This window comes from Amazonocrinis nigriterrae CENA67 (assembly GCF_016056305.1).
GTDB lineage: Bacteria > Cyanobacteriota > Cyanobacteriia > Cyanobacteriales > Nostocaceae > Amazonocrinis > Amazonocrinis nigriterrae.
Genome location: NZ_JAECZC010000039.1, coordinates 37022 through 49847 on the forward strand (window position 1 = coordinate 37022; position 12826 = coordinate 49847).

Genomic DNA, 12826 nt, shown 5'->3' on the forward strand with positions numbered 1-12826 from the left:
TGAGTGCAAAATGCTGAGTAGAAACCAAGTTATTTAAATGCTTTGAAAAATCAGCACTGTCCTCAACTATGCTGCGACTGCTATATTGTCAGCTTTCAGAACGCGACAGTATCCGTCGCTCGCCATAACGCAATAGTCTTTCTATAGTGGCAAGGCGATTTTCCCAAACTTTGGCTTGATAGGAATTATCTATAGCCTGTTGGCGCATCCACATGCGGAATTGAAACTGAAATCGAGTTAAAGTAGCTCTTGCCGCTAATAAGTTACTAGCAGAAGGTGACGCAGCAAGCTGGTCTAAAGCACTTTGTACTACTTGTGCTTGGTTATTCAAATCTGAGATTGTCTTAGCAGGCACTTGTTGTTGCTCTTTTTGTAAAACAAATTTCCACTCCTGTTGCAGTGCAGTGTAACGAACAGCAGCAGTTTTAAAAGGTTGACGGTGGGGAATGGGTTCGCTAGTTGCAGGTTGAACTTTTCCTTGGGTGCTACTCAAAATATTTTGTAGTTCGTCGTTAAAATTCTCAGCTGCAAATAGTGCATAACCACTAACTGGTAAATCTCTTACAAGTTGGAGTTGGTCGAATGCTCCCATTGATGGCAAAGAAAGCAAGCGAATTCCTGGTATCAACAAAGTAGAACCCAATTGTGTGGAGGCTATCCAAGGTTGTGCTAGTCGTTGGAAGCGAGGAGTATCTTGGGCATAAGTCATGGGAACAATTAAATCTATATCCCCTCGTCTAGCCCAAACTTCCCAATGCTGTTGCAGCTTTTGAATGCGTTCTGGTTCTGGTAAAGGAAATACAGCAACCGACAAAATTAAGTTTGATCGCTTTTGTCGTAACTGTTGTGACACTTGGGCAACAAAGCTATCAACTTGCTGGGTACGAAATTCTGTCCACTTTTGCCACAAGTATTTTTGATTGGGAGAAATGTTGATTGGATCTACGCCAGTCAATTTTTGAAACTGCGCTCTTGCAGCTTGACCATAGCCGTAAGTCCTACCTGCAACTGGGTCTTGGAAAGGGTAACGAATATAGTCTAGTTGTAGACCATCCACATCATAACGGGTGACAATTTCCTCATACAGTTTGAGTAAGTACTGCCGCACTTGTGGGTTTGCTTGGTCAAAGAATGGCTTGGTTTGACCGATGGGAATTGTTTTGCCAAGGTTATCATAGTTTGCCCAATCAGGGTGAGCAGCAAGTACTGGGCCTGGGTAATTAGAATCGACATTAATAATTTCATTGTGGCGCTGATTACCAGCTGCAAAAGTCCAAACCCAGGCATGTAATTCTATGTGTCGCTGATGGGCTAGTTTCACTGCCGCAGCTAGTGGATCCCACCCACGAGTTAATGGGTTTTGCTGCGGTGCAACTTGGCTGGGATAAATTGTATAACTGGCATTAACAGTTTCAAAAAAGACCGTATTGATTCCCGCTTGTGCTAGCCGATCAAAAATCTCAGCTAGCCCTTTTTCGCTACCAGCGCGGACAATTGTGCCCCTATCTAACCATACTGCCCGAATTTCTGCTTGAGCTAATCGGCGATCAATAGGAAACTGCTTCCACAAATTTGCCTTTGTCACCTGCCACTGTTGACGAGCTAGAGCATAGTTTTTTTGTGCGATTAAATTGGGTAAGTTTTTGGCAACTATTCTTGCTTGTGCTAAAACTTCCTCTCTGTTGAGGATCGGTACTTCAAGTTTAGTTGACGCTAACTGCACCTGTTCTACTTTAGAAGACTCCGGTTTATCAACATTAGCAGCATCAACTGACGCAGCCAAATCAGCGCTCTCCACCCTACCGATGAGATTTTCTAGCTCTTGTTGGAGAGCGATCGCTTCATTACGATCAATTGGTGCATTGGAGTTGGGTGCAACATCCAAACGCACTGTCTGTTCGAGTTGGTCTATAGGTTCAACAGGAGTTGGTGGTGTAACTCCAGAAAGTGGTCTAGCTTGAGAAGCAGTAGCGATCGCAGAAAAATTCTTCTCTTCCCCCTCCTCTTTTGGCCCAGTCGCCACTGATGTAGAGCAATTTGGCGAACCTCCTGCTACTTTGTTGCTGCGGTTTGCTGGCGATGTCAGATGACGAGTCACGGCGGCTTTTAACCAGGCACTATCTAATTGTGCTGTAGAAGCTGCATCTGTTCCCCAGCGCCACCCCAACAATGTGGAATGCTCAGTTGTCACCACTGCGGCAGGATTATCTTGAGAATTCCACACAGCAACAGCTTGACTATTGGCGGCATCAGGAATCACAACACCGCCATGTACCTCACCAAAAAGTTCGTTTTGGTTTGCCCATTCCTTGATGCTGCCTTTTCCCGGTTTTATCTGTTGTGTGTCATTCAGACCAAACGCCCAATAACTCCCCATCAGCGATCGCAATAAATGCCGTACTCCTGGTGTTGATAGACTGCCTACAGGCCCTGTAGCAATCAAGTTTCCACCTTTACTCATCCATTCTTCTAGAGCGATCGCTTGGGCTGGCGTCAATGTTTCTACATTTGGCAAAAATAATACCGTGCGATCGCCCCAATCTGCTGCGCTCTTCACGTCAGCTAATCCAATCACACAATACTTTGCCCCTATTGTTTGTAAGCGCTTTGTGATTTCTGTCCATTGCTGCGTATTTTCTTGACTCTGCACTACGCTCAATATAGGTTCTTCAGTTGCCGCTGTGACTGGTGAAATACTCAAATAATTCCAAATTAAAAATTTAAAAATCAAAATGAAGAATCCGGTTTTTCTGATTTTTTTATTGCTTTTATCCTGATTCTTCACTACTCTCTCCTTATTTAATCCATTCTTAAACTTACTGATTCTTTATCATTCAGCATAACAATAAATTACCTCCGAAAAACAACTGATTTTTTGATAAAATCATTCATATCATTGCTTTTTCAACAGACAATTATCAAACTGACCTCAAAATACACGCTGTGCAGGCCAATTCAGGAATTGCCCCGAAGTCAATCAAGTGCAACTTTGCATAGAATTGGTATTATGCAAGACTACATATTGTAACAATTATTGATGAATTGCCACTACATAAAATAATGGTTTTGGCTATTGTTTGCATGAGTACTATCATTGCCAATTAACCAAAAGCAGGTGTAGGTCAGGAAAAGAAAAAATTGCCTTTTCCTACACCTTGCCAGAAACCAATAGGATTCACATCAAGGATCAATTATTTTACACTCCATTTCCTTGTTTGTAACTAAAGTCGGTATAACCTGATTAAAAAGTTTTTACGTTAAGTTGATACCAACATGCAACTGCGACATCTATTTTTTATTTACGATCACCTACTTATTTTTAATTTTTAATTCTTCCCTTGTTTTATACTCAGTTACTAAGTTGCCTGAATAGTCACCAAGACAAGTATTTATCAGTTCTTCAACTCCTGAAACTGGGAAAATTTTTGTATTCAAACGCTGACTTAATTCTTCAATACTCAAATCATCTAAAAATACCAATTCTCCATGTTTGAGCATGACACTTGGGAGCAATATGCCATCGCCTAAATCTTTTCCTTGTAAATTTAAAAGTAAATCATGACCAGTTAATAATCCTGTTACACTAATACTTTGTCCCCAATAATCACTACTTAAAGCACACATATTTACTTTTAAACCATCAACAACATTCAAGCGATTTAAGATTGGTTGAAATGCTTTTTCTACTGCATTGCCTACTACCCAGGTTAATTGACGTTGGGGAGAGATTTTTGCTGGTAGTAATTCTGCGGCTATTTCAAATTGCTTGAGAAATAAACGAATGGAACCAACACCATTATCAATTTGAGGATATTCTTCATACTCAGATTCGCTTGGTAATTCCTCACCAGCAATCAAAAACCACTCATCAGCTAACCAAACGACGTTAGAACCAAATTTTTGACGAAATTGCCGTGAAAGCGATCGCACTTGGTCAATCACTTCCCTAGCTTTTTCTCTAGTTACAGGTGTGAGTTCGTCTTGCTGGGGACGAAATCGCGTTAAACCCACAGGTACTACAGCCACTGATGCCACCGCAGGTAATTCACCAGTATAAAAAGACGCTAAATCTTGTAGGGTTTGTTCCAAGTGTTTGCCATCATTGATACCAGGGCAAACAACTACTTGGGCATGAATTTGTAATCGCCTATCCTGAAACCATTTGAGTTGTTGTAATATTTGTCCTGCACGTGGATTTTTCAAAAGTCTAATTCTAACTTCGGGTTCTGTGGCATGAACAGACACAAACAACGGAGACAGGCGCATCTGTTCAATCCGCTGCCATTCTCTTTCTGGCAAATTAGTTAGTGTGAGGTAAGAGCCATATAAAAAGCTGAGACGGTAATCATCGTCTTTTAAATACAAGCTAGAACGCTTACCTGGCGGTTGTTGGTCAATAAAGCAAAACGGACAGCGATTATTGCATTGAATTAAACCATCAAATAGAGCAGTTTCAAACTCTAACCCCAAGTCTTCGTCATAGTCTTTTTCGATTTCAATGTGATGGGTTCTGCCAGCAGCATCTAAAACTTCTAGTTCTAGAACTTCATCAGCGCATAAAAATTGATAATCAATTAAATCGCGGGGAGGCGTGCCATTGATAGCAACGATCGCATCCCCCACCTCAAAGCCAATTTCTGCTGCTATGGAATCAGGTAATATTCTGGTAATTCGGGCAGGAATGATGCTAGCCATGAGTCAAAAGTCATTATTCAACAGTCACTAATAATGACTATAGACCATAGACTCTAAGGCTTCTCGATTGTGTCTATTACGTGCTGAGGGCGCACATATGTGCGCCCCCTCATAAAATCTGTGTTGAACTTAATTCAAAACTGCTATATTAATTATTTTTCAACAATCCCGCAGCAATCGCACTTAGAATTGTTACCCCAAATGCCAAGCGATACCAGACAAATACCCAAGTGTTACGGGTTTGAAGATATCGCAGCAGCCATGCTATGGATAAATAAGAAAATACAAATGCTGATAATGTTCCGACTACTACTAGTGATAAGTCAATCTTGCCCAGTGCCTCTTTAAAAAATTCATACAAAGTGGCGATGGTTAAGGTGGGAATTCCCAGCAAAAAGGAAAATCTTGCTGCTGTATTACGTTCCAATCCCAGAAATAAGGCAGTTGTGAGAGTTGAACCAGAACGAGATGCACCAGGGATTAGAGCAATCATTTGCCCTATACCAATTAGCAACCCATCACGAATTTTCAAGCTGTCAAAGTTCCGCTTGCGACTGCCTAGCTTTTCCGCCGCTCCTAATAAAAGTGCCATAAAAATAGAAGTAACAGCAATGGTTGCCATACTGTTAATGGCGGATTGATCGTCGTTGAGTACTTTTTTCAGCAAAAATCCACCCAATAGAGCAGGTATGGTTCCTACCGCTATGCCAACAAGCAGTTGCCATTCTTCTTTTTGCCAGTCTTTTTGGCGAACAGCCTGCAATCCTCCAGTCAAAATTTGCTTAATCTCTGTCCAAAAATAAATTAATACTGCTACTACACTGCCAAATTGAATTGTGGCCACAAATGGCTTCCCCGCCACTGCATCCCAGTGTAATGCTTTAGTAAAAACCTGAAGATGAGCAGTGCTGCTGATTGGTAGAAACTCTGTTATGCCTTGCACAATCCCCAAAATAAAAGCCTGAATCAGTCCTTGGATGAGACTGACTTCACCCGTGGCTGTTTCGCTGGTTACTCCTAGTTGTAACAGTGATCCCCACATGGGGTATAGCAAGTCTACACCACCCGCTTCTAAGATTATCGCCATTCACAAGACTCCCATGATGGATGCATAACTTTAGCAAATTATCCAATTTTACGTTGTTGTAACCAGTCTTTCCGGGTGACATTCACTCTACGCAAAATTCAGGTAAAATAAAAATGCCCCAGGGGGGGATTTTAGGATGTGATATCTTAAATAAGATAAAGTTTAGTAACAAATATTAAAAACTTTGATTAATAATACATTGTCCTCTTACAAAACCACTGCCACCTCTATTGATACTGAGTTACATCCAACTGAGACTAGGCAAGAAAGTATCATAAAATTGGAGTCTGCAATCTCCTCATCCGCCTCTTTGCCGTTTTCGATACCTTGGCGACAAACTTGGTTGGTATTTGCAGCAGCGGTATTTTTAGTTTCAGTGCCAGTTTTTGTGGAAGCGCCATTAGTGCGATCGCTACCGAGTCTGAGTTTAGCGATGACTGGTTTTTGGGTATGGCTGAGTTTTACCTTAATGTCGCGTAGCGCAACTTATTTATGGGGAGATTTGCTCTTAGGCTTTAGCTGGAGTTGGCTAGCAGGGGCAATTTATTGGGGCTGGTTGCGTTGGGAACCTTTATGGCATTTGCCAGTAGAGTCCATAGGACTACCATTCGCTTGTTGGTGTCTGGTGCGGAATTGGGCTAAGGTTGGCAGTTGGTTTTATTTAGGTTCTTTATTCGGTACAGTCTTGACAGACCTGTATTTCTACTTAGTAGACTTGATGCCCTATTGGCGGCAAATTATGCAGGTCGAACCTGCTGGTGTGTCATTAATTTTACAAAATGCCATGACACAAGTACAAACGCCTTGGGGACAAGGCTGGGCAGTAATTTTAGCCCTAGTCTTGTTTACATGTGGGGTTTTACCTTTACGTTTAGAGCAACGACACTGGTATGCTTTTGGTGGTGCAGTCTTAAGCACAATTCTGGTAGATAGCCTGTTTTTAATAGCTGCTAGCGCTGCTTGAGGTGATGAGGTGATAGGGAGATCAAGAAAATAATTCTTCACTTCTAACTTCTAACTTCTAAATCCTGCCTCTCCCAGAAAAATTAGAGTCAAAGCAAGTAGTAGCAAATATTCTGGATATTAATAAGCTGTATATTAGTTTCTGATGACTGCTGTGTATTGATTAAGCTATCAGCTAGTCAATAAGAGCCAGTGCGTTGAGGAGCTAGCGCCGTGGTGAGGCAGCGCGGTCTTGGGGGTTTCCCCCATGAGCGACTGCCGAAAGGGTTTCCCGACTTGAGGCGTCTGGCGTTCGGCTTTGCCGACAGCCACGCAACTGGCGTTCAAGAGTCTATAGTTGGAACTATGGACTCTGAACTGAATGACGCTTGTTAGCTAAAAGCCGTTTTTTTTCAGTATTGATGGAAAGAGGTAGAAAAATCGTGAAAGGATTGGCGCGTTTATTAACAGTGTTTAGTTTGTTGCTTGGCTGCTGGGGATGGCTAGGAACAACTCAGACAGCACAAGCTGCTGGTTTTTATAGCTTTGCTCTTCCTCAAGTCCCAGTTCTGGCAATTGATCGTCAGAATAGCGCAGACAAGAAGCTAGCAACGGATTTTGGGAAAAAAATTGATTTGAATAATACCAATGTGCGAGCTTTTCAGCAATATCCAGGGCTATATCCCACTCTTGCTAAGAAAATCATCAAAAATGCTCCTTACAAAAGTGTAGAGGATGTACTGAATATTGAAGGATTGAGCGATCGCCAAAAACAAACTCTGCAAGCTAACTTCGATCACTTCACCGTGACAGACTTAGAACCTGCTTTCAACGAGGGAGACGATCGCTTTAACAATGGTATCTACAGATAACTGCAATTGCGGTTAATGTAGCATAAAGCCCACTCCCCATCCCAAGGAGTGGGAATCTTATATTAGAGTGGGGATAAATAGATAAACACAATCAAAAAAATATATCCCCCTGCTCCCTTCTCACCCCTTTGCCCTTTATCCCACAGAGGGGTCTTGAGTTCCCTAGAGGGGGCTTTGAGTCCCCCTTCTCCCCCTTCCCTCCCCCATTACCTTGCCTCAAATAGATATCCCTAGCCAATTTGATGTTTTAGTAGTCGGTGCTGGTGCCGCTGGACTATACACAGCCCTTTGTCTACCAGAGAACTTGCAAGTCGGTTTGATTACCAAAGAAACAGTTTCTCTGTCCGCCAGTGATTGGGCACAAGGTGGAATTGCGGCTGCTGTCGCCCCGGAAGATTCTCCCACACTGCACATTGAAGATACGATGCAAGCTGGTGCTGGCTTGTGCGATGCATTAGCTGTAGAATTTCTTGCTCAACAAGCCCCTAAATGTATTCAATCCTTGGTGAATTTGGGGGTTGCTTTTGACCGACACGGCAAAGCTTTAGCTTTAACTTTGGAAGCGGCTCATTCTCGCCACCGTGTTCTCCACGCCGCGGACACTACAGGTAGAGAAGTTACTACCACCCTTACCGCCCAAGTATTGCGCCGCCATAACATTCAAGTTATCCAGCAAGCTTTGGCATTAAGTCTGTGGCTGGAACCCCAAAGCGGTAAATGTCAGGGAATTAGCCTGTTTTATCAAGGTGAAATCAGATGGATCAAGGCTGGTGCTGTGGTACTAGCAACTGGTGGCGGAGGTCAAGTATTTGCCCAAACCACTAACCCGGCTGTGAGTACCGGTGACGGAGTTGCGATCGCATGGCGGGCGGGGGCTATCCTCCGCGACTTAGAATTTGTCCAATTTCACCCTACTGCCCTTACTAAACCCGGTGCAGATCGCTTTTTGATTAGCGAAGCTGTACGTGGTGAAGGGGCACACCTCGTTGATAATGAAGGACGAAGTTTTGCTTTTGATTATCACCCTGCTGGGGAATTAGCACCTAGAGATATAGTTAGTAGAGCGATTTTCAGCCATCTGCAACGTACTGCTGTTGATCCCGCTACTGCTCATGTGTGGCTAGATATGCGCCCCATTCCCACTGATAAAATTCGTCACCGTTTCCCCAACATCATCAAAGTTTGTCAACGTTGGGGCATTGATGTTTTTAATGAACCAATTCCTGTAGCCCCCGCAGCCCATTACTGGATGGGTGGTATTGTCGCAGATCTGAAGAATCGCACGAACATTCCTGGTTTGTATGCGGTGGGAGAAACAGCTAGTACCGGAGTGCATGGAGCAAATCGTCTGGCAAGTAATTCGTTACTGGAATGTATTGTATTTGGAGCGCAGATGGCTGATCTTAAGGATGAAGTCACGAGTATGAAAGATGATGTTAAAGAATCTGAATTCATCTTTGCTCCTTCTCAATTCATCCTTTCTGATGCTGAGTGGCAAAGCCAGCAAGCGCAGCTAGAAGCACTTAGAGAGAAGTTACCGCGCTTGGTCTGGCAAAGTGCAGGTATTTGTCGAGAACAGTCAGGTTTGTCTTTTGCGATCGCAACTATTGAATCTTGGCAGCAAGATTTTGCAGCTTTGCCTTTAAGTCAATTTTTGCTTTCTTTACGTCCAAATGAACCAGTTAAGTTCGACAGACTAGACTGTGAGAAGCCATTGCGACTTTGGGCAGAAACCCATAATTTACTAGATGTAGCTTATTTGATTCTCAAAAGTGCTGCTTTTAGAACTGAAAGTCGGGGAGGTCACTACCGATTAGATTACCCTCAACCTGACCCTGATTGGCAAGTCCACACGCTTGTACAAAAATATCAATGGTGGAAATCTGAGATTTTAAACAAGTAGGCTAATTCTAGCTAAACTCTACCAGGTATCTTGGCTTTCTTGAAAGTACTGAATTAGTTGCCAGGTGTTATTTTTCTATAGCTACTCCTCACTAGCTAAGCTGTCGCGCCTACAAGTTACACAATTTTTATGGTAGATAAAAGCTTCAAACCCTCTCCCTTTCTCTCCTGCTCCCCTGCTGTCTCAACGTACAAATTAAATGCTTAACAGCTTATTGGTATAGTATCAGCGGGTGCCACTTCCATGCTGACTATCAGGGCCACCATAATTAGGTGCAACGTATATGTCTTTTGAATCTTGAGAAGTAACACTTGAATTAGTGGAGCGATCGCTGGCTGTAATGCCCAATATATCAGCAGTTAAAGTGCCGACAGAGCCTCTAGAATTGGCGATTTTTGGAGCTATTAAGTAAAAACTTATACAAATTATCACAGCACTAGTGATTTTTAAGTTCGTTTCCATAAGTCTTTGTGTATTCCCTGCATTCTTACTTCATCCAGTCTTTTTTCTTATCCACAGTAGATTGAGCTATTTTGCCGAAAAATAAAATCTTAATTAAATATTTACTGTGAACAAATAATTATTTCATCGAAAAATGATTGTTAGTAGCTTGCATCTCAGCAATGGGCTAATGCTCTAAAACAAGCCCGACTCTTAAGAAATATAATTAATAAGCGGATTTTGGCATCAGTCTAAAGTTAGAGGTAGCTCTCTACTTAGTTAAAGGGGTTCATTAAATTCACACAGGTGAATTAACTGCACTATCAAGTTTTAACAAAAAATTAATACTATTGCGTACAAGTACTAGATTTGCTCGCCAACATACTTTGACAAAAATACCGTATTAACTTAAAATATAGGATTTATTTTCAAGAAAATAGGTAAACTTACGGCAGTAAAATTGCCATTCTGATAATTTTTCATTAATTTTTGGTTAAAAAAAACTTAATAATAATATAATTTAATTTACGTTTATTTACATAAATAAACGTAATTCATCTTAAAAGCTGAAATTGTTTTAGAGAACAGACTACTCTGAGCCAGTGGCTGTGATCAGCAATGAAACAGGGATGCTCAAAGTAGAATGCGCTCGCTGGCGATAAAATCGTCCCCTTCCCAAGATTGGGCAATGATGCCAAATAATCTTGGGACTGCTTACAGTAATGGAATCTTAGGACTAATGATCCGAAAATCTGGAGTTAGTGATCGCTGCTTAGACTGCGGTATCAATATTCAAAGAGTCTAAATAATCCTTAATTTCTTATAAGCGGTGGTAGCTAGCATCGTCTCACCTGCGATCGCTCGTTTGCATCTACGCTTATCTTGGCTATTTGCGATTTTTCTTTTCCCAGGTGATGAATAAAGAGATATGACTCTTACAAAAGCTGATAAAAGCGACTTTGTACGATAGTCTTATACTATTTCACTTGAAATTTGATAGAGATGGCAAGCTTTCTTGAGCGGGGAAGGTAGGGAAAGTATGGGAAGTAAGAAAAGTAATTTCTATCAATAATTTAGTGAAATGGGATTACCTGGTTGGTGTCGTAACGTTGAGTTTTATCAGCTTGGATTGGTGGATAATCAAACAAATACACATTAGGTTTTAGTGTAATGTGATGTTGGTTTAAATAATTGTCTGCAGTTTTAGCGTTAGCCTTGTTGCAGAGTACAAAGTGAACCAATACTCAAAGCATAGGCGCGAATTTCTTCGTTCTGATTTGTTGCACCATACAACAGATAATTTGCAGGGTAAATCTTAACTTTGTTTACAGTAAGCCATTGCAGAGTGCTGAATTCTGATTTTTTATATTTTGTTTTCACAATATTGGGTAAAAGGATTGTGGGGTAAGGATAGGTTTTGCATCTGTACGATGTGTTTATTTTTTTAGTTTTTAATCCTTAAAGATGTGACAGTATACTAACTTTGTTATAAAGTTATTAGTCACCTTATTTTAGTATCTTCATACTTAAATCCAACCATTTTGACTGAGTAATCGGTGCACTACTTGAAATATAGTCAACACCAGTCTCTGCTACAGCACGAATAGTTTCTAAAGTCACATTCCCGGAAGCCTCAATTTTCACACGACTATCTTGTTGACGAATCAACAGCACTGCCTGACGCATGATATCCAAGGGCATATTGTCCAACATAATGATGTCGGCTTTATATTGTAAAGCTTCTTTCACCTGCTCTAGAGTTTCCGTTTCTACTTCGATTGTTAGGGGATAAGGAATTTGGTAACGAATCTGAGTAATTGCTTCTCCAATTCCTCCAGCCGCTGCAATATGATTATCCTTAATCATCACCGCATCATCCAACCCCATACGGTGATTGATCGCTCCTCCCACAGTAGTTGCGTACTTTTCCAGAATTCTTAGCCCAGGTGTAGTTTTGCGTGTATCCACCAACCTAGCAGATAAATCAGCAATTTGCTCTACATATTTATTAGTTAAGGTGGCAATCCCGCTTAAATGCATAGCCAAGTTGAGTGCTACCCGTTCCCCCATTAGTAGCGCATCCAACGAGCCATCTATTTCTGCCACTATTTGTCCTAGCTCACACTTTGCACCCTCAGGCGCAATAGCTACAAAGCTAACTTTTTCATTCAAAAGCTGAAACACTCTAGCTGCAACTGGTAGACCAGCAATTATCCCTGATGCTTTAGCAATCCATTTAGCTGATCCTAGCGTGACATCTTGGACTAACAAAATATTTGTGGTGCGATCGCCGCGGCCAAGATCTTCAAGCAACCAGTCACGCAAAAGTGGATCTAAGACCAACCAGGGTGGCAAAACAACAGACTTAATCACAACTTCGTCACATCCTTTAGGAGTTCCAAGAAAACTATAGAGTAAAAAGGTGACTGGGTGGGACTTCTAGGGAGTGAAAGAATGTTTGCAAAAATAGTTAGTGAAAAGAGTTGACAGTCTTGAGTGGGTTAGTTATATTGGATAAGTGCCGAACAGAGAGCGCACGAAAGAGCGGCTCGGAAGGCATCAGAACCATGAAAATATTATAGTTTGAAAGCCATAATACCACAAGTAGCCTGAGTCAAGAAAATGAGAGCACCAGGCTGAGGTGGATAAATAAGCAGTCAAAAAGAGCTAATAAAAGCTTTCCATTGCAAAACGGAGAGTTTGATCCTGGCTCAGGATGAACGCTGGCGGTATGCTTAACACATGCAAGTCGAACGGTGTCTTCGGACACAGTGGCGGACGGGTGAGTAACGCGTGAGAATCTAGCTTCAGGTCGGGGACAACCACTGGAAACGGTGGCTAATACCGGATGTGCCGGAAGGTGAAAGATTTATTGCCTGAAGATGA

At 41.8% G+C, this 12826-nt stretch carries 9 protein-coding genes and 1 rRNA gene; 4 read left to right on the forward strand and 6 right to left on the reverse strand.

Annotated elements, in window-relative coordinates; all coding sequences use genetic code 11:
- Window positions 1-88 precede the first annotated feature (88 nt).
- The 3 genes from I8748_RS19135 to I8748_RS19145 all read right to left on the reverse strand — a co-directional run bounded on the left by I8748_RS19135 (window position 89) and on the right by I8748_RS19145 (window position 5782).
- A complete protein-coding gene (locus I8748_RS19135) occupies window positions 89-2785 on the reverse strand; it encodes a family 10 glycosylhydrolase (protein WP_198126152.1) in 2697 nt (898 codons plus the stop codon).
- A gap of 524 nt (window positions 2786-3309) precedes the next feature.
- Window positions 3310-4695: a TIGR03279 family radical SAM protein gene (locus I8748_RS19140; protein WP_198126153.1), complete on the reverse strand. Its 1386-nt coding sequence runs from the start codon at window positions 4693-4695 to the stop codon at window positions 3310-3312.
- 148 nt (window positions 4696-4843) lie between these two features.
- Entirely contained in the window at window positions 4844-5782 is a 939-nt protein-coding gene (locus I8748_RS19145; protein ID WP_198126154.1) for an undecaprenyl-diphosphate phosphatase, read from the reverse strand.
- Between the two features lie 184 nt (window positions 5783-5966).
- On the opposite strand from I8748_RS19145, the gene I8748_RS19150 reads away from it, so the two are divergent.
- The 3 genes from I8748_RS19150 (at window position 5967) to nadB (ending at window position 9499) form a co-directional block, all read left to right on the forward strand.
- Window positions 5967-6746, forward strand: a complete 780-nt coding sequence (locus I8748_RS19150; RefSeq protein ID WP_198126155.1) for a DUF3120 domain-containing protein — start codon at window positions 5967-5969, stop codon at window positions 6744-6746.
- Window positions 6747-7167: 421 nt separating this feature from the next.
- Entirely contained in the window at window positions 7168-7596 is a 429-nt protein-coding gene (gene psbU / locus I8748_RS19155; RefSeq protein ID WP_198126156.1) for a photosystem II complex extrinsic protein PsbU, read from the forward strand.
- 211 nt (window positions 7597-7807) lie between these two features.
- Entirely contained in the window at window positions 7808-9499 is a 1692-nt protein-coding gene (nadB, locus tag I8748_RS19160; protein WP_198126157.1) for an L-aspartate oxidase, read from the forward strand.
- 225 nt (window positions 9500-9724) lie between these two features.
- Here nadB and I8748_RS19165 read toward each other — a convergent pair whose 3' ends face one another.
- From I8748_RS19165 to nadC, 3 genes are all read right to left on the reverse strand, one after another.
- Window positions 9725-9961 (reverse strand): hypothetical protein, encoded by a 237-nt coding sequence (locus tag I8748_RS19165; protein WP_198126158.1) that lies wholly within the window; start codon window positions 9959-9961, stop codon window positions 9725-9727.
- Window positions 9962-11149: 1188 nt separating this feature from the next.
- Entirely contained in the window at window positions 11150-11320 is a 171-nt protein-coding gene (locus I8748_RS19170) for a hypothetical protein (RefSeq protein ID WP_198126159.1), read from the reverse strand.
- A gap of 126 nt (window positions 11321-11446) precedes the next feature.
- Window positions 11447-12313, reverse strand: a complete 867-nt coding sequence (gene nadC, locus I8748_RS19175; RefSeq protein WP_198126160.1) for a carboxylating nicotinate-nucleotide diphosphorylase — start codon at window positions 12311-12313, stop codon at window positions 11447-11449.
- A 315-nt stretch (window positions 12314-12628) separates the two neighbouring features.
- Between nadC and I8748_RS19180 the strand changes: the two genes are divergently transcribed.
- Window positions 12629-12826 (forward strand): 16S ribosomal RNA (locus tag I8748_RS19180); the annotation flags it as partial.

What these genes read in the sequence shown, in the direction of transcription:
- I8748_RS19145 (WP_198126154.1), bottom strand. Translation starts at nt 5,782, where the DNA reads ATGGCGATAATCTTAGAAGCGGGTGGTGTAGACTTGCTATACCCCATG.
- I8748_RS19140 (WP_198126153.1), bottom strand. Translation starts at nt 4,695, where the DNA reads ATGGCTAGCATCATTCCTGCCCGAATTACCAGAATATTACCTGATTCC.
- I8748_RS19165 (WP_198126158.1), bottom strand. Translation starts at nt 9,961, where the DNA reads ATGGAAACGAACTTAAAAATCACTAGTGCTGTGATAATTTGTATAAGT.